At 70.9% G+C, this 16,358-nt stretch carries 16 protein-coding genes; 4 read left to right on the top strand and 12 right to left on the bottom strand.

The window, feature by feature from the left end; translation table 11 throughout:
• Window positions 1-119: 119 nt before the first annotated feature.
• Both MA875_RS17930 and MA875_RS12970 read left to right on the top strand, forming a co-directional pair.
• Complete coding sequence (locus MA875_RS17930; RefSeq protein ID WP_372492579.1) at window positions 120-296, top strand: integrase core domain-containing protein; 177 nt, start codon at window positions 120-122, stop codon at window positions 294-296.
• A gap of 304 nt (window positions 297-600) precedes the next feature.
• Window positions 601-1,410, top strand: coding sequence for a DUF1206 domain-containing protein (locus tag MA875_RS12970; RefSeq protein ID WP_248242667.1), 810 nt, complete (start codon window positions 601-603; stop codon window positions 1,408-1,410).
• A 19-nt stretch (window positions 1,411-1,429) separates the two neighbouring features.
• Here MA875_RS12970 and MA875_RS12965 read toward each other — a convergent pair whose 3' ends face one another.
• Entirely contained in the window at window positions 1,430-3,559 is a 2,130-nt protein-coding gene (locus MA875_RS12965; protein ID WP_248242666.1) for an alpha-galactosidase, read from the bottom strand.
• Window positions 3,560-3,608: 49 nt separating this feature from the next.
• Here MA875_RS12965 and MA875_RS12960 point away from each other — a divergent pair, with 49 nt between their 5' ends.
• Window positions 3,609-4,751, top strand: coding sequence for an ROK family protein (locus MA875_RS12960; RefSeq protein ID WP_248242665.1), 1,143 nt, complete (start codon window positions 3,609-3,611; stop codon window positions 4,749-4,751).
• A gap of 1 nt (window position 4,752) precedes the next feature.
• Here MA875_RS12960 and MA875_RS12955 read toward each other — a convergent pair whose 3' ends face one another.
• Genes MA875_RS12955 through MA875_RS12935 form a run of 5 tightly spaced genes read right to left on the bottom strand, consistent with a single transcriptional unit; the run spans window position 4,753 to window position 9,560 of the window.
• The gene (locus MA875_RS12955; protein ID WP_248242664.1) at window positions 4,753-5,841 is read right to left on the bottom strand and encodes a DNA polymerase IV; all 1,089 of its coding nucleotides are present in this window, start codon (window positions 5,839-5,841) and stop codon (window positions 4,753-4,755) included.
• A 7-nt stretch (window positions 5,842-5,848) separates the two neighbouring features.
• Window positions 5,849-6,769 (bottom strand): oxygenase MpaB family protein, encoded by a 921-nt coding sequence (locus MA875_RS12950; protein ID WP_248242663.1) that lies wholly within the window; start codon window positions 6,767-6,769, stop codon window positions 5,849-5,851.
• A 27-nt stretch (window positions 6,770-6,796) separates the two neighbouring features.
• Window positions 6,797-8,053, bottom strand: a complete 1,257-nt coding sequence (locus MA875_RS17835) for a D-arabinono-1,4-lactone oxidase (protein WP_248242662.1) — start codon at window positions 8,051-8,053, stop codon at window positions 6,797-6,799.
• Between the two features lie 9 nt (window positions 8,054-8,062).
• On the bottom strand, window positions 8,063-9,040 hold the full coding sequence (gene cofD / locus MA875_RS12940; RefSeq protein WP_248242661.1) for a 2-phospho-L-lactate transferase: 978 nt from the start codon (window positions 9,038-9,040) through the stop codon (window positions 8,063-8,065).
• A 25-nt stretch (window positions 9,041-9,065) separates the two neighbouring features.
• Window positions 9,066-9,560, bottom strand: a complete 495-nt coding sequence (locus MA875_RS12935) for a metallophosphoesterase family protein (RefSeq protein ID WP_248242660.1) — start codon at window positions 9,558-9,560, stop codon at window positions 9,066-9,068.
• Between the two features lie 86 nt (window positions 9,561-9,646).
• Here MA875_RS12935 and MA875_RS12930 point away from each other — a divergent pair, with 86 nt between their 5' ends.
• Complete coding sequence (locus tag MA875_RS12930) at window positions 9,647-10,153, top strand: bifunctional nuclease family protein (protein ID WP_248242659.1); 507 nt, start codon at window positions 9,647-9,649, stop codon at window positions 10,151-10,153.
• Window positions 10,154-10,164: 11 nt separating this feature from the next.
• Here MA875_RS12930 and MA875_RS12925 read toward each other — a convergent pair whose 3' ends face one another.
• From MA875_RS12925 to MA875_RS12900, 6 genes are all read right to left on the bottom strand, one after another.
• Window positions 10,165-11,622 carry a phytoene desaturase family protein gene (locus MA875_RS12925; protein ID WP_248242658.1) on the bottom strand — a complete coding sequence of 486 codons (1,458 nt, stop codon included), beginning with the start codon at window positions 11,620-11,622 and terminating at the stop codon, window positions 10,165-10,167.
• A complete protein-coding gene (locus MA875_RS12920) occupies window positions 11,619-12,185 on the bottom strand; it encodes an SRPBCC family protein (RefSeq protein ID WP_248242657.1) in 567 nt (188 codons plus the stop codon). Before MA875_RS12920 ends, MA875_RS12925 begins: the two co-directional genes overlap by 4 nt.
• 66 nt (window positions 12,186-12,251) lie before the next feature.
• The gene (locus MA875_RS12915; RefSeq protein ID WP_248242656.1) at window positions 12,252-12,857 is read right to left on the bottom strand and encodes a DnaJ family domain-containing protein; all 606 of its coding nucleotides are present in this window, start codon (window positions 12,855-12,857) and stop codon (window positions 12,252-12,254) included.
• An 85-nt stretch (window positions 12,858-12,942) separates the two neighbouring features.
• Window positions 12,943-14,307 carry an ABC transporter substrate-binding protein gene (locus MA875_RS12910; RefSeq protein WP_248242655.1) on the bottom strand — a complete coding sequence of 455 codons (1,365 nt, stop codon included), beginning with the start codon at window positions 14,305-14,307 and terminating at the stop codon, window positions 12,943-12,945.
• Between the two features lie 61 nt (window positions 14,308-14,368).
• Complete coding sequence (locus tag MA875_RS12905; protein ID WP_248242654.1) at window positions 14,369-15,322, bottom strand: carbohydrate ABC transporter permease; 954 nt, start codon at window positions 15,320-15,322, stop codon at window positions 14,369-14,371.
• Window positions 15,322-16,254, bottom strand: coding sequence for a carbohydrate ABC transporter permease (locus MA875_RS12900; RefSeq protein ID WP_248242653.1), 933 nt, complete (start codon window positions 16,252-16,254; stop codon window positions 15,322-15,324). Before MA875_RS12900 ends, MA875_RS12905 begins: the two co-directional genes overlap by 1 nt.
• Window positions 16,255-16,358 lie beyond the last annotated feature (104 nt).

Raw genomic sequence — 16,358 nt, 5'->3', positions numbered from 1 at the left:
CGAACGCCGCACTGCCGAAGGCCTGAGCAAACGCGAGATCATCCGCTGTCTGAAGAGATTCATAGCCCGAGAGATATACGCCAACCTGCCCCAAATCGTCACTTGACGAATATAGGAGCATCGAACGGTTCCACCGCACCATGGGCGAGGAATGGGCGCTCGGCCCCGTCTATCACTCCGAAGACGAACGCCGCACCGCACTCCCGGCCTGGCTCGATCACTACAAACGCATCCGACTCCACACTGCCATCGGAAAGCGCCCACCCCTCAGCCGCTTAACCAACGTCCCTGGGTAGTACAGCGAGCGCAGCGAGACGAAGCGACAGGCCACCGCGTTGGGTCTCGTCGCTGCGCTCCTCGCTGAACGACCGGCGGTGCGGGCGTTTCGTCTCGTCGCTGCGTTCCTCGTTCAACGACCGACGTCCCGGCGTTTTGTCTCGTCGCTGCGCTCCTCGCTCAACGACCCGACTGGGCCGCTGTTCCGCTCGTTGAGCGAGCGCAGCGAGACGAAACGCGAGGCGGATGAGGTGGAGCACAGCACGTCCGAGGCGGGCGCGTCAACACGTGGCCGAGGCGGAACACGGGGGATAGCGTTTCGGCATGAGCACGGCGAAGCAGGCGGCGCGGTCGGCGCACTCATCATCCACATTCCGCGCGGTGGCCCGCGTCGGGTACGCGGTCCTCGGACTCCTCCACATCATCATCGGCAGCATCGCGATCACGATCGCCACCGGCGCCGGTGGCGGCTCCGCGGACCAGAGCGGGGCGATGTCGCAGATCCGAGAGACCCCCATCGGCCTGATCGTGCTCTGGGTCATCGTCGTCGGACTCGCCGCGCTCGCGCTCTTCGAGATCGCCCAGGCCTTCTTCGCCGCCGACTCCGACGGAGATGACAAGAAGAAGTGGGGTCGACGGGTGAAGCACGTCGGCACCGCCGCCGCGTACATCGCGGTCGCCGTCACCGCGCTCACCTATGCCCTCGGCGGCAGCTCGTCCTCGTCGGGATCGACGCAGTCCCTCAGTGCGCAGCTGCTCGCCACCCCGGGCGGCGTCTTCGTTCTCGTTCTCATCGGCCTCATCGTGCTCGGCATCGGCGGCGCCTTCGTGTACAAGGGCGCCACGAAGAAGTTCGAGGAGAAGCTCGACCTGCCGAGCTCGAAGGTCCGGAAGCCGATCGTCGCATTCGGCATCGCCGGGTACATAGCCAAGGGCATCGCCGTCGGCGTCGCCGGCATCCTCTTCATCGTCGCCGCCGTCACCCAGGACCCTGAGGCCGCGGGCGGACTCGATGGAGCCCTCCAGAGCCTCGCACAGCTGCCGTTCGGGCAGATCATCCTCTGGATCGTCGGTGCGGGACTGATCCTCTACGGCCTGTTCTGCTTCGCGCGCGCCCGCTACGCCCGCATGTGACCCGCGCCCTGACGCGGCGTCAGTCCGCCGCGGTCACGTCCACGACGATCGCCTGCTGCGGCTGCTGCACCATCGGCCGCAGCCCCACGATCGACAGCTGCCGCCCGGTCAGCACCGTGTCCGATGTCGCCCACTCCAGCGGCGACTGCCCGGCGCCCTGCCCGCCGGTGAGCGAAGAGACCGCCACACGGTAGAGGCGGTCGTCGTCGAGGCCCGGCATGCGCACCCGCCCGGGCGGCCACGCGGCATCCGTCACCGTCTGGACGATCGTGAACATCGCACGTGAGACATCTGCCGCGACGACCCCGCGCACGTCCACGCCCGGGTCGGTGCCGTCCACGTGCACCGGGCGCCCCGTGGCGATCACGTCGCGGAGCGACTTGGCGTAGTCCACCCACTTCGCGATGCGGGCGCGGGCCGCCGGGTCGGTGCCGGTGAGATCCCACTCGATCCCGAAGTGCCCGATGAGGGCGACCGCTGCGCTCAGTTCGAGGTCGACCGTCCGACCCGAGGTGTGCAGGTGCGGGGTGGTCAGGTGTGCGCCCATCATCTCCGGCGGGACGACGAGTCCGGTGTACCGCTGGTTGGGGAGGCGCTCGAGCGGGTCGAGGCTGTCGCTCGTCCAGATCCGGTCGGTACGATCGAGGATCCCGAGGTCGACCCTCGCGCCACCCGACGCGCAACTCTCGATCTCGAGCGCCGGATGCGCGGCCTTCAGCTCGTCGAGCAGCCGGTAGAGCGCGAGCGTGGTCGCGTGCACCCGCGCCGCCCCGCCGGGGCCGGCGGCCGCGTCCACGAGATCACGGTTGTGGTCCCACTTCAGGTACGCGATCGGATACTCCTCGAGCAGGGCGTGCAGGCGCTCGGCGATGTACCGATAGGCGCCCGGGTGCGCGAGGTTCAGCACCTGCTGCTGCCGCGCCGACGGGGGCAGGTCGGCCCGGCCGCGCAGGATCCACTCCGGATGAGACCGCGCGAGCTCGCTGTCGGGATTGACCATCTCGGGCTCGACCCAGAGCCCGAACTCCATCCCGAGGCCGCGCACGTGGTCGACGAGCGGGTGGAGCCCCTCCGGCCAGACGATGGGGTCGACCAGCCAGTCGCCGAGCCCCGCGGTGTCGTCGCGTCGCCCGAGGAACCAGCCGTCGTCGAGCACGAACCGCTCGACGCCGACCTCCGCGGCGGCATCGGCGAGCGCGGTCAGCCGGCGGAGGTCGTGGTCGAAGTAGACCGCCTCCCACGTGTTGAGGGTGATCGGGCGGGGGCGGGAGGGATGCTGCGGGCGGGCGCGCCACTCGTCGTGGAACCGATACGACAGCGCGCTGAGCCCCTCTCCCCACGAGCCCATCACGGGCGGGGTGGAGATCTCCTCGCCCGGCGCGAGCACGACCTCGCCGGGCTGGAACAGCTCGCCGCCGGCGAGGAACGCATCGCCGTTGCTCGTCCGTTCGGCAAGGACGCGGTGGTTCCCGCTCCACGCGACATGCAGGCCGTGCACCTGACCGGTCTCGAACCCGAAGCCCGGGCGTCCCGCGGCCAGCAGAACGGTCGCGTCGGCGCCGGGGCGTCCGCGCCGGCTCTCGCGCAAGTGCGTGCCGATCGCGAGCGCCCGACGCTGGGGTGCACGCTCGCGCAGGTGGTGGCCGGTGGTGTCGAGGATCTCCGTCGCCTCCCAGGGCAGGGGGAACACCGCCTGCAGTCGGTCGACGGTGAACGTCGTGTCGCCGGTGTTCCGCAGGGTCACCCGCTGAGTGAGCAGTCCCGCGACGCCGAGGGACAGGTCGATCCGGGCGGTGAGCCCCGCCTCGACATCGGCGAGCTCGAGGCTCACGGCGTGCTCGTCGGAGCTGACGGAGACGAGGGAGAACAGGATGCTGCTTCCCGCGCCGTCCCGGTGCCCTTCGAGCGCGGGGGTGAACATCCACCCCGCCGCCTCGGTGGGCAGGAGCGTCAGGCGGGGGGTGGCGTCCAGTCCTCCCGAGACGCGTTGCGGACGCGCGGCGACGGCGAGGGAAGACAGCGCGGCCGGGGGCAGCGGGCCGAGGTCGGCGCCCCAGTGCACGAAGGAGGGGAGGGGGGCGGTCGACAGATCGAGGATGACAGTCGTGCCGCCGCGTCGGAGATGGATGACGTCATCGCGGGGGTTCATGGCAATATTTCTATCAGGAAACTAATCGGGCGGGAGGACAGGGATACCGATGCTCACCGCCAGCGAGTCCGCCCTCGCTCGCGCCGTCCTGGTGCATGGCCCGATCGCCCGCAGCGCCTTGGCTGCCCGACTCGCGCTCTCGCCGGCGAGCCTGACGCGCCTGGTGAAGCCGTTCCTCGACCACGGCGTGTTCGTCGAGTACCCGCACGTCACCGACGGCCTCGTCGGGCGGCCCGTCACCCCGCTGGACGTCGCGCCCGGCTGGGGCCGGTTCGGCGGGGTGAAGCTGACCGGCGACCGCGCGCACGCCGTCGTCACCGACGCGCGCGCCGAGGTGCTCGCGGACAGCGAGCGCGCGCTGCACGGCACCGATCCCGAGTCGGTGTCGAGGACGGTGGCCGAGCTGATCGGTGATCTGGTCTCCTCCGAAGGCGGACAGTCGACGGTGCTCCGCGCGGTCGGAGTGAGCCTCGGCGGCACCGTGCGAGCGGGTCGGGTCGAGTTCGCCCCGTTCCTCGGGTGGGAGGGCGTCGATCTCGCCGCACCGCTGCAGGCCGACATCGGTGTGCCGGTGACCGTGGAGAACGATGTCATCGCGCTCACCGAGGCCGAGCACTGGTTCGGTCGGGCCCGCGGCATCCAGGGCTTCTCTCTCATCACCATCGGCGCGGGCGTCGGTCACGGGCTGGTGATCGATGACCGCGTGGTGCGGACCGCGGCGGGAGCAGACCACATCGGGCACGTTCCGCTCGCGCCGTCGGGACCCGTCTGCGCGCGCGGTCACCGCGGCTGCGCGCAGATGCTGACGACGGCGTCGATCCTCGCCGAATGCACCCGCGACCTCGGTCGACCGGTGACCCCGGAGGACGTCCTCTCCCTCGCCCGCCGAGGGGACCGCACCGTCGCGGCGATCGTGGCCCGGAACGCCGTGGCTCTCGGACGCCTCATCGCCCTCGTCGCCGGCCTCACGCAGCAGTCCGTCGTCGTGCTCGCAGGGGAGGGGATGGACCTCGTCGCCGTGGCGGAGGAACGGCTGCGCGAAACGATCGCCCAAGCCCGCGAACCCCGAGCCGATCCGATCGAGGTGCACATCGACGACAGCGGCTTTCCCGCGTGGGCGCGTGGTGCAGCGGCGGTGGCGGTGCAAGCGGCGGTCGACGGCATCGACCTCACGGCTTCTCCGGCCCCCTGAGCTACCAGCCGCTCCGGGTCGGGGTGTGCCCCTCGCGGGCGTCGTCGGGCATCGCCATCTCCGCCCGCATCCCCAGCAGCCGCACCGGGCGGTCGGGTTCGATCTTGGCGAGGAGGACGGATGCCTCTGCGATCACCGTCGCGCGATCGTGCGTCTCGGCGATCTTGCGGGTGAAGGTCTTGGTGAGAAACGGCGCATAGCGCACCTTCAGCCCAAGCCCCACGACCGGCCTCCCCTCGGCGGCCACATCGTCGAGCACCTGGGCGAGCAGCACCTGCGCCGCCGCCTCGATCGCGTCGCGTGCGACGAGGTCCTGCTGATAGGTCGTCTCGCGGCTGTGCCCCCGCGCGACCCAGGGGGTGTCGTCGACCACGTTCGACCCGTCGCCGCGTCCGAGCTGCCGGTACCACGGCCCCATCTTCGGTCCGAACTCCGCGGCGAGCGGGGCGGTGTCGGCGACGGCGAGCTCGCGCACCGTCCGGATGCCGAGCGCCTCGAGGCGGCGCGAGATCTTGGTTCCCACGCCCCACAGGTCGATCGTGGGCCGCTCGCCCATCACGTCGAGCCAGTTCTCCGCCGTCAGGCGGAAACGTCCCCGGGGCTTGCCGAAGCCCGTGGCGTTCTTCGCGCGCACGAGGGTGTCGCCGATCCCCACGCTGCAGTGCAGCCGGGTGCGCGCGAGCACCGCGTGCTGAAGGTTCTCGGCGTATGCCTCGGGATCGGCGGTGGCGACGCCGACGAACGCCTCGTCCCACCCGAGCACCTGCACCACGGCGTCCGGCTGCGCTCGCAGCGTCGCCATCACCTCGTCCGACGCGGCGGTGTACGCCGCGTGATCGACCGGGAGGATCACGGCGTCCGGCACCTTCCGTGCCGCGATCCGCAGCGGCATCCCCGACCCGACCCCGAACGCCCGCGCCTCGTATGACGCCGTCGAGACGACAGCCCGCTCGGTGGGATCGCCCCGCCCCCCGACGATGACGGGCTTCCCCGCCAGATCGGGACGCCGGAGCACCTCGACGGCGGCGATGAACTGGTCGAGGTCGACGTGCAGCACCCAGCGCGGCGTGTCGGTGGCGCGACCGGTCATCGGCGGCTCAGTCCCGGCTGACGGGCGGCGGGAACCCGAGCCGTGCGTGACGTTCGCGGGCGAAGTCCTGCGCCCGGGGTCCGGCGCCGAGGGCCCGGGTGGATGCCGCGAGGGCGACCCGGGCGAGGGTGATCACCGGCAGCGGCAGCCGGCGCAGCCCCAGGAGCTTCCGGTACTCACGGGGGAGGCTCGCCACCGCCGCGGCGAAGAGCAGACGATAACTGACCCCCATAGAGCCCGGGAGGGGCACGCGGCGCAGGAACCGCACCACCTCGTCGACCCGCTCGTCACGGCGGAGCGCACCGGTGAACGCATCGAGGCGTTCCCGCAGCTCCGCCTCGGTCTCGGGGGGTGCCGCGACACGCATGAGCCGCCCGGCCTGCGCCCACTCCCGCACGTAGGCGTCGCTGCCGCCCGGGATCGGCCCGCCCCAGATCTGGTGGGCGCCCAGGAACGCCTCGGTGAAGGCCAGGTGCACCCACTCGACGAGATGGGCGTCGTCGGCGCTGTAGGCGCGCTCGCCGTCCGCGGCGTCGTAGGTGCCCCGTACCCGCTGGTGCAGACGCCCGACCCGCGCGGTCTCGCGCTGCGCCTGCTCGGTCGAGCCGTAGGTGACGCAGAGGATCCAGCGGACCGTGCCCGAGAGGCGCCCCATCGGGTCATCGCGGTAGCGCGAATGGTCATGGACCCCCGCGAGTGCGCCCGGGTGGAGCGCCTGGATGAGCAGCGCCCGGATGCCGGCGATCAGTGTGCTCGTGCCGGCGTGCACCGTCCACACGGCCCCGCCGTCGGCGAAGTACCCCGCGTCGTCACCGTCGGCGAGGGCGCGCACCCACGGGGGAGTGCCGTTGGGGTCACCCGACAGGGCGGTGAGCAGGCGCGACCGCAGCGTCGACGAACGCGGGACGGTGAGCGATCCGGTGCCCATGCTTCCAGCGTGCCACGCCTCGGAAGGTCAGAGACCGAGTCGCGCGAGGTAGTCGCCGACGAACCGCCGGTCGGGGTCCAGGCGCCCCCGCAGGGCGGCGAAGTCGTCGAAACGCGGGTACCGCCGACGGATCTCCTCGCCCGGCAGGGTGAAGACCTTCCCCCAGTGCGGCCGGGTGGACGCCGGCAGCGCCGCCTCGAGCGCCGGGAGGAGAGCCCGGACCGCTTCCTCGTCGCGGTGCCAGGTGAAGTGGATGCCGACGGTGGGGCGGCCGTACGCGGGCGAGAGCCAGAGGTCGTCGGCCGCCATCGTCCGCACCTCGCAGGTGAGGAGGAGCGGGGAGATGCGCTCGGCGAGAGCGCGGACGGCCTCGATGGCGGCGACGGCGTCGGTTCGGGCGACGAGGTACTCCGACTGCAGCTCCTCGCCCGCCGACGGGGTGAAGGCGAGCCGGAAGTGCGGGAGGCGGTCGTACCAGGGCCCCGCGACGCCCTCCTGCGCCGTGCACGGGGTCGGGTCGATGCCGGGGATCGGATGCCGCGGACCGTCGGCCGCTCGCGCGCCGAACGCCGACAGATCGCCCGGGTGCGAGGTCGTCCGCGCCTTGACCCACACCTGATCGATGACGTCGGTGTCGGTCCACCGCGTGAACAGGCTCACGCTGTCGCCCGCGGCGGTGAGCTCGTCGTAGCGCGCCAGCGCGTCATCCCATCGCACCCCCTCGAAGACCGTCTGCGCAACGGTGTAGGCGGGCTCGACGTCGAGGTGAAAGTGGGTGACGACGCCGATCGCCCCCAGCCCGACGACGACGCCGGGGAAATCCTCGTCGCCGCGGCGGAGGATCACGCGTTCGCCGGAGGCGGTGAGAAGCTCGACGGCGGCGACCTGGGTGCCGAGCGCACCCACGCGGTCGCCCGATCCGTGGGTGCCGGTCTGCACGGCGCCGGCGACGGAGATGTGGGGGAGCGAGGCGAGGTTCGCCAGCGCCAGGCTCTCGTCTTCGAGCACCGGCACGAGGTCGCCGTAGCGGATGCCGGCGGGAACCCGCACGCTCGCCCGGTCGGACGCGACGCTCACCCGTTCGGTCGCCGCCAGCCCGGCGAGGGAGACGAGCACGCCGTCGGTGTCGGCGACGTCGTTGAAGGAGTGCCTGCTCCCGAGGACGCGGAGGGTGGTGTCGTCGGTCTGCGCCTGCGCGAGGATGCCGGTCAGCTCGGACTCGTCACGGGGTTCGACGATGCGCGCGGCGCGGTACGTGAGGTTTCCTGCCCAGTTGGTGGTCACCCCACAGGTCTACCCGACATCGGCGAGCGTCAGGGTCAGGTCGAGTGCATCGGCGGCGAGGGCGGCCGATGTGTCCGCGTCCTTCATCCACAGCGGAACCGTGCGGGCAGCGATGCCCGCGGCCTCGATTCCGGCGATCGCCTGGGCGTCCTCCTCCCCGACGAGCCAGCCGTCGAGCACGCCTCCGGCCCCTCGTGCGCCGTAGTGCCGTGCCACGGCACCGGCGTCGGCGGCGACGTCGATGACGGCGAGGCAGGCCTCGGCCATGCCGCGCACCGCAGCTCCGCCGATGATCGGCGAGACCCCGACGATGGGCGCCGACGCCGCGGCGAGCGCGTCGCGGACCCCGGGGATCGACAGCACCGGGCCGATGGAGACCACCGGGTTGGAGGGGGCGAGCAGGATGACGTCGGCGCCGGCGATCGCGGCGAGCGCCGCCGGGGAGGGGCGCGCGGCCTCGATCCCCTGCTGCACGAACTGCTCGACCGGCATTCGGGCGCGGTGCCGGGTCCACCACTCCTGGAAGTGCAGGCGCTCGCCGTCCGGCGTCACGATGTGGGTGTCGATCTCGTCGTCGGTGGCCGGGTGGAGGGTCACCCCGAGGTCCCATCGGGCGCCCAGGCGCCGGGCCACCTCCGTCGGCGTCTCGCCGGCGCGAAGCCACGCCGTCCGGGCGATATGCGTGCCGAGGTCGAGGTCGCCGAGGGTGAACCACTCGGGAGTGACGCCCCAGGTGCGAAGCTCCGCCGACACCCGCTCGCTCTCGCCGCGTCGTCCCCAGCCGCGCTCCTCGTCGTTCTGCCCGGCGAGGGTGTAGAGGATGCTGTCGTGGTCGGGCCAGATGCGAAGACCCGCGAGCCACCAGTCGTCCCCGGTGTTGACGACGACGTCGATGGTGTGTTCCTCGGCGCTGCGGCGAACGTGCTCGCGGACGCCGCGCACGAATCGGGCGCCGCCGACGCCCCCGGCGATGACGGTGATCTTCACCCGTCCACGCTACCCGCGCCGCGGGTCACAGCTCGACGAGCGTGACGTCGCGAAGCGCCCCGCCGTCGGCGATCGCGGTCATCAGGGTGTGGTGCGGCTGGCGCCGACGGTCGGTGGGTGAGCCGGGGTTGAGCAGGCGCAGCCCCGAGTCGGTGGTGGTGTCCCAGGGGATGTGGCTGTGCCCGAAGACGAGGACGTCGAGGGCGGGGTGGCGCTGCGTCATCCGCTTCTCCCGGCTCTTCGCATCCCCGGTCTCGTGGACGACGCCGACGCGGACGCCGTCGATCGTGCGCTCCACATACTCGGGAAGGCGCCCGCGCAGGTCGTCGCCGTCGTTGTTCCCGAACACGCCCAGCACCTCGCCGTGGCGCTCGAGGTCGTCGAGCACGCTCACCGACACCCAGTCGCCGGCGTGGATGATCAGATCCGAGGCGTCGGCCTCCCGCCGCACCGCGTCGGGGAGCGTCCGCGCCCGACCGGGGATGTGGGTGTCGGAGATCAGCAGCAGACGTGTCGGCATGCGTCGATTCTCACCGACCGTCGCCGCCCTCCGGGCGCTGTGTCTACGATGGGCACACCCTCGCCGTCGACATCGAGGAGGTCGGCATGGTCCAGGTCCGTGTGATCGGCGTCGCTCTCGACTCCGCGCGCCAGTACGTGATCCTGCTGCGACCGGTCGCCGACGAGGAGGACGGCGCCCGGATGCTCCCCATCTGGATCGGCGCCCAGGAGGCCACCTCCATTGCCATCGCCGTCGAAGGCGCCGAGCCACCCCGCCCCCTCACCCACGATCTGATGAAGACGCTCCTGGAGACGGTGTCGGCCACGGTCGAGCGGGTGGAGGTCACCCGCATCGACGACGGGACGTTCTACGCCGGGATCACCCTCCGGCTGCCGGGCGGCACGCGCGTGCTCGACGCCCGTCCGTCGGATGCCATCGCCCTCGCCTCGCGCGTCGGCGCCCCGATCTGGGTGGCCGACGAGGTGCTCGACGACGCCGGCATCCCGGTGTCGGCGATGGAGTTCCGGGAGGACGACGCGCTCGACGAGGAGAAGCTCGAGGAGTTCAAGCGGTTCCTCGAGGACGTCGACCCCGAAGACTTCCAGGGCTGACGGACGGGCCCTCACGGGGCCAGGTGGGGAAGGATGCGCGTGCCGAACTCGTGCCGCAGGGCGCTGCGCGCCGCCAGCCATCCCGCCATGCCGTGGACGCCCGGCCCCGGGCTCGTCGACGCGCCGCAGAGGTACACCCCCGGGATCGCGGTTCGCCAGGGTTCGGTCGAGATCGTCGGGCGGCCCAGGAGCTGACGCACGTCGGGGAGCCCGGCGGCGATGTCGCCGCCCGGGTAATTCGGGTTGTGCTGCTCCATGTCGACCGCCGTGAGGGTGGAGGTCGCGACGATCAGATCCCGGAAGCCGGGGGCGAACCGCTCGATCTGCGCGACGACGGCCTCGGTGGTGTCGACCGACGACCCCGCGGGGACGTGGGTGTAGGTCCACAGGGTGTGCATGCCGTCGGGGGCGCGACTGTCGTCGAAGGTGCTCGGCTGGGCAACAAGCACGTACGGCCGCTCGGGGACTCCGCCGCGCGCGACGACGTTCTCGGCTGCGGCCACCTCGGCGCGGGTGCCGCCGACGTGCACCGTTCCGGCGCGACGGACGGCCTCGTTCGTCCAGGGCACGGGTCCGGACAGGGCGAAGTCGACCTTCAGGACGCCGTTGCCGTACCGGAACCGCTCCATCCGGCGGCGGTAGCCGTCGGGCATCCGAGGGCCGGCCAGCCGGACGAGGGCGGCGGGGGTGACATCCAGCAGCACGGTGCGGGCCGGCGGGAGCTCGTCGAGGCTCGTGATCTCGGCGTCGGTGACGATCTCGCCGCCGTGCGCGACGAGGTCGTCGGCGAGGGCGTCGGCGATCGCCTGACTGCCGCCGATCGGAATGGGCCAGCCGCGGGCGTGGGCGTAGGTCGTAAGGGCCAGGCCCGCGGCGGCCGACGCCAGGCTCGGGAGCGGGAGGATCGTGTGGGCCGACACCCCGGTGATCATCGACGGAGCGGCATCCTCGACGAAGGGGGTGTTCCACCAGCGACCCGACTGCGACAGCGCGGCCAGGCCGAACCGCACGGGTGCCACGATGTGCGGGGGGACACGCACGAGGGGGTGGGTGGTGAAGTCGGCGATCTGGTCGGATGCCGCGACGAGGGGCCCGAGCAGAGCACGGTACGCCGCTCCGTCGCGGCCGAGGCCGTCGACGGTGCGCTCGAGGTCGCGATAGGCGACGCCCGCCCGTCCGCCGTCCAGGGGATGGGCGAATGAGATCTCCGGCACCTCGAAGTCGATGCGGTCGCCGAGCCCGAACTCGCGGAAGAACGGCGACGCCAGCGCGAGCGGATGCACCGCCGAGCAGACGTCGTGGCGGAACCCGGGGAGGGTGAGCTCGGATGTCGCGGTGCCGCCGCCGACGGCGCCGAGGCGTTCGTACACCCGGACGCCCAGGCCCGCCCGCGCGAGCGTGACGGCGGCGGCGAGGCCGTTGGGGCCCGCGCCGACGACGACGGCGTCGAGCTCTGCGCGGCCCCTCATCCGCGAGCCGCTTCCGCGGCCTCAGCAGCCTGCGCGGCCTCCTCGGCCTCGTGGTCGTCGGCGACGTCGGGGGAGGACGGGCGGCCCGCCTCCTCGTTCTCCTCTTCGGCGGTGGTCTCGCGGGTGCGGGCGTGGCGTCCTTCGGCCAGGTAGGCCAGCCGGTGGAGGGTCTCGGCGTTCCGGCGGTGAAGCAGCAGATCGAAGAGGAGATCGGGGAGGTACCGGGGAGGGCCGGCGATGGCCTCCTCCTGCAGACGGACGACGCTGCCCTCCCCGCGGGGCTTGACGTCGATGGAGATGCGGGCCTCGCCGATCGGCCACCCGGTGGCGACCATCACCGCACGCCGGGGCGGGTCCCATTCGGTGGAGACCGTCTCATCGTTGATGAGCACCGGCCAGGCGCCGAAGGAGTGGTGCAGGCGCGAACCGACGGCGGGCCAGTCGGCGTCGACGTCCCGCATGCGGGACGCCCCGACCACCCATGTCGGGAAAAGCCATCCCTCCGCCAGCACCTCGAAGACGCTCTCGGGTGCACACGCCATCTCCCGCACGTTGCGCGACATCGCCGCTCCCTTCCGGATGTCTCGACCGTAGAGCCATCGTGGCGTGGCGCGCACCCCGTTGACAGCTCACCTCTTGGGGCGCCGCCACCACCGCCGGGCAGGCGGCGGGTCGGCCGGCGGCGGTGTGCGGGCCACGCGTCGCGCCGTCCACGCCGCCACCTCGGCGTCGACGTCGTGAAGGGCGGTGACCACGGGCGGTCCCCCGAGAAGCTGCATGCGGGCCAGTTTCACCCTGCGGTTGAAGTCCTCCACGGCCTCGCGCACGTCCTCCTCCCGCGCGAGGGCATCCAGCCTGTCCGGCAGCTCGGCGTCTTCCACCCTGAGTGTCAGCGCCGGCGGCCCGAGCCCGGTCAGCTGCTCCCGCTCGATCTTGCGGCGGATCCACCAGTTCGGGTCGTGGGCGCGACCGAGATCGGGCAGGGGTTTCCCCGCACCCGGGAGATCGTCGAACTCTCCCCGCCGGATCGCCTGCTGGATGGCGACCTCGACATACGCGGCGCGCGCAGCAGGGGTGGGGGTCCGCGCCGGGTCGAGGGGCGCCGGCGACTCGGTATGCGACTCGGCATGCGGCCCGTCCGCGGCATCCGCCGCGACCTCGGCGTCGCCCGGCTCCTGCTCCTCAGCGAGGCGTTCCACCCGATACCGCGCCGCCTTCAGGCGAGGATCCTCCACGTCTCACCTCCCGTCATCCACGCTACGCGCGAACGCGGGGTGGTGGACGCGCCTCGTGCGCCCCCCACCCCACGTTCGTGGCGGCTCAGCCGCCGGTGACGTTGTCGTAGGCGCGCATCGCCGCCGCCTGCGCGTCGGCGAGCGCCTCCTCCGGCGTCTTGTCGCCGAGCAGCGCCGCGGTGACGGCGTTGTTCAGCTCGTTCTGGATCTCCTGGCCGACCGGCGACGAGCCGAACGACTGGCCGTAGTCGAGGACGTCGTAGTAGGTCTGGATGACCTGGTCGAAGTTCTCATTGCCCGACGGGACGACGTATTGCTCACGGATCGCCTGGTCGGGGCCGGGCGATCCGGTGAAGAGGCCGGTGTTGATGCCGCCGTCGGCCTCGCGCGTCGCCGCGCGGGCTTCGGCCGCCGCCATCCATGCGTCCTCGCTCGTCACCTGGATGAGCCAGTCGCACGCCGCCGCAGCGTTCTCGGCGCCGGCCGGGATGACGAACGCCTGACCGCCCGCGACGGCGAACGGGTTGCCCTCGCTGTCGAGGAACGGCACCGCCTGGATGTCGATCTCGTCGACATACGGCGACAGGACGTTGGGGTACCACTGCGCGTTCACCTGCGCGCCGACCTGACCGGCGACGAACTGGTTCTGATCACCAAAGGTGTCGAACGAGTCGGTGAAGCTCTTCACCTCAGCGAAGCCGCCCTGGGCGTCGCTGATCTGCTGAAGCATCTCGATGCCGGCGGTGTTGGCCGGGTCGTCCAGGGTGGGGACGCCGTCTTCATCAGTCAACTGCCCGCCCATGCCCAGGATCCACAGGGGCGCCTGGCCGGTGGCGACCGGGTCGAAGCCGAGGCGAGACGGCACACCGCCGGACTCCTGGTAGACCTTCGCGATCGCCTCGAGCAGGACGTCGGGCTGCGAGGTGTCGATCTCCTCGTTGGTCACCCCCGCCTCATCCAGCACTGCACGGTTCACGATGATCGCGGGCGGCTGGTAGAACTGCGGCACCCCCCACACCTGGTCCTCGTAACGCACGTCGTCGACGACGAACGGGTACCAGTAGTCGTCGGGGGTGACGTCATGCTCGGCGAAGCAGTCGTCCATCGGCAGTACGAGGCCCTGCGCCGCGTAGGTGGTGACGAAGCGACGGTCCATCTGCACGACGTCCGGCACGTCGCCGGAGGCGATGCGGGTGGTGAACTTCTGGGCGTCGAAGGCGGTGGCGTCGAGCTCGACCTCCACGTCGCTCAGCTGGTCTTCGGCGTAGTCCAGGCGCGCCTGGCCCACGTCGTCCGCATTCTCGAAGCCCCAGACGCTGAGGGCGCCGGTCGGCTCGGCGCCGAAGTCCACGTCTTCGGCCGTCGCACCGCCTCCGCCGCCACCGCAGCCGGTGAGGACGATGAGGGATGCCGCGCCGAGAACGGCGACGACTGTGCGCTGTCGAATCATGAGGTTCCTTTCCCTTGGTGGCACAGAGGCCCGTGGTGCTTTCGGCGAGGTCGGTTTGGCGTCAGCCCTTGCGCCCCTGAGTGGCGACGCCCTCGATGAAGTAGCGCTGCCCGAAGGCGAAGAGGATCAGCATCGGCAGCGTCACGAGAAGGGAGGCCACCATCACGTACTGGTAGTCGCCCTGGCCTCCCGCGGTGGGGCTGTACTTCGTCATGGCGTAGGCGATGCCCAGTGGCGCGGTGAAGTCCTCCACCCCGCCCGCGTTGAGGTAGATCAGTGCCGCCTGGAGGTTGTTCCAGCTGGCCTGGAACTCGAAGAGGAACACGATGATGAAAGACGGGACCGACAGCGGCATCGCGATGCGCCAGAACAGACCCCAGTTGTTGACGCCGTCGAGCTTGGCCGCCTCGAACAGCTCACGGGGAAGCCCGAGGTAGAACTGGCGCTGCAGGAAGATGTAGAACGCCGAGCCGAACAGGTTCATCCCCCACAGCGGCACCCAGGTGCCGAGGAATCCGGTCTCTTTCCAGATGAGGTAGATCGGGATCATCGTCACCGCACCCGGGAGCATCATGGTCGCGAGGACCAGGCCGAACAGCAGCCCGCGGCCGGGGAAGCGGAAGTACGCGAACCCGAAGGCGACGATCGAGCTCGATATCGCGACGGCGGTCGCCGCGAGGAGGGCGATCGCGATGCTGTTCCACATCCAGCTGAGGAGGGGCAGCTGGTTCCACACCTCGACGTAGTTCTCCGGCACGAAGGTGCGCGGGATGAGGGCGTTGTCGAAGACCTCGCCGCGAGGCTTCAGGCTTGCGGCGACGAGCCAGACGAACGGATACAGGAACAGCAGTGAGAAGAGGATCAGCGCGATGGCGAGGACGGCTCTGCCCGCCAGCGTCTTCGGCTGCGACACCGCGCGGCGCCACCGAGAGCGGGGGGCGGGTGCACCTTCGGCTGCCGCCGCGAGTTCGGGCGTGGGACGAGCGACGCCGGGCGTCTGAAGTGTCGCCGACATCAGCGGTCCCCCTCGTAGTAGACGAATCGGTTGCCGAACTTCACCTGGATGAGCGTGATGACCATGATGATGACGAACAGCAGCCATGCCATCGCCGCGGCGAAGCCGAAGTTGAACTGTCGGAACGCCTGCTGGAACAGGTAGATGGCGTAGAAGAGCGACGCCTCCGGGGAGGAGTTGCTCTGATCACGCCAGAACAGCAGATAGGCCTGATCGAAGATCTGGAACGCCGCGATCGAGAGCACGATCACGTTGAAGAACATCGCGCCCGAGATCATCGGAAGGGTGATCGAGAAGAACTTCCGGATCGGCCCGGCACCGTCGAGCGAGGCGACCTCGTAGAGCTCGACGGGCACGTTCTTCAGAGCCGCGAGGAAGATCACCATGGTGCCTGCGACCGTCCACAGCGTCATCAGGACGATGCTCGGCTTGACCCAGGCGGGGTCGACCAACCACTGCGGTCCCTGGATGCCGAAGATCCGCAGGAACTGGTTGATCGCGCCGGAGTTACCGTTCAGCAGGAGGAAGAACACCGCCGCCGTCGCTACCGCGGGCGTCATCTTCGGGAGGTAGTAGAGCGTCCGGAAGATCCCCGCACCGCGGCTCGCCCGCGCGAGGAGCATCGCGAGGAAGAGCGCGAAGATGATCTCCAGCGGCACCGCCATCACTACGTAGAAGAGCGTGTTGGCGAGCGAGACGCCGACCCTCGGGTCTTCGAAGAGGTTGGCGTAGTTGTCGAAGCCGACCGGCCGGGCGCTGTTCGTGGCGAGGTTGTAGTTACTGAAGGAGATGTAGAGGCTGTACGCCATCGCCCCGGCCGTGAAGATGAGGAACCCGAGGATCCACGGCGAAATGAACAAGTAGCCCGCGATGGCCTCGCGCCGGTTGTACCGGTCTCGCGCCGCAGGCGCGCGGCGGGTGATGAGGCTCATGGCCGCACCCGCGTCATCCGTCGGTGATGCATCGGTCCTCCTCGGGGATCCCTGGGACCGTAAGTGCACCGAAATCACGTCGGCAACGCGGTTGCCAACGAGGA

The sequence above is a fragment of the Microbacterium kunmingense genome (assembly GCF_023155745.1).
GTDB lineage: Bacteria > Actinomycetota > Actinomycetes > Actinomycetales > Microbacteriaceae > Microbacterium > Microbacterium kunmingense.
This window is presented reverse-complemented; position numbering and strand designations above follow the sequence as displayed.

What these genes read in the sequence shown, in the direction of transcription:
- MA875_RS12970 (WP_248242667.1), top strand. Translation starts at nt 601, where the DNA reads ATGAGCACGGCGAAGCAGGCGGCGCGGTCGGCGCACTCATCATCCACA.
- MA875_RS12965 (WP_248242666.1), bottom strand. Translation starts at nt 3,559, where the DNA reads ATGAACCCCCGCGATGACGTCATCCATCTCCGACGCGGCGGCACGACT.
- MA875_RS12960 (WP_248242665.1), top strand. Translation starts at nt 3,609, where the DNA reads ATGCTCACCGCCAGCGAGTCCGCCCTCGCTCGCGCCGTCCTGGTGCAT.
- MA875_RS12955 (WP_248242664.1), bottom strand. Translation starts at nt 5,841, where the DNA reads ATGACCGGTCGCGCCACCGACACGCCGCGCTGGGTGCTGCACGTCGAC.
- MA875_RS12950 (WP_248242663.1), bottom strand. Translation starts at nt 6,769, where the DNA reads ATGGGCACCGGATCGCTCACCGTCCCGCGTTCGTCGACGCTGCGGTCG.
- MA875_RS12935 (WP_248242660.1), bottom strand. Translation starts at nt 9,560, where the DNA reads ATGCCGACACGTCTGCTGCTGATCTCCGACACCCACATCCCCGGTCGG.
- MA875_RS12930 (WP_248242659.1), top strand. Translation starts at nt 9,647, where the DNA reads ATGGTCCAGGTCCGTGTGATCGGCGTCGCTCTCGACTCCGCGCGCCAG.
- MA875_RS12925 (WP_248242658.1), bottom strand. Translation starts at nt 11,622, where the DNA reads ATGAGGGGCCGCGCAGAGCTCGACGCCGTCGTCGTCGGCGCGGGCCCC.
- MA875_RS12920 (WP_248242657.1), bottom strand. Translation starts at nt 12,185, where the DNA reads ATGTCGCGCAACGTGCGGGAGATGGCGTGTGCACCCGAGAGCGTCTTC.
- MA875_RS12910 (WP_248242655.1), bottom strand. Translation starts at nt 14,307, where the DNA reads ATGATTCGACAGCGCACAGTCGTCGCCGTTCTCGGCGCGGCATCCCTC.
- MA875_RS12905 (WP_248242654.1), bottom strand. Translation starts at nt 15,322, where the DNA reads ATGTCGGCGACACTTCAGACGCCCGGCGTCGCTCGTCCCACGCCCGAA.
- MA875_RS12900 (WP_248242653.1), bottom strand. Translation starts at nt 16,254, where the DNA reads ATGAGCCTCATCACCCGCCGCGCGCCTGCGGCGCGAGACCGGTACAAC.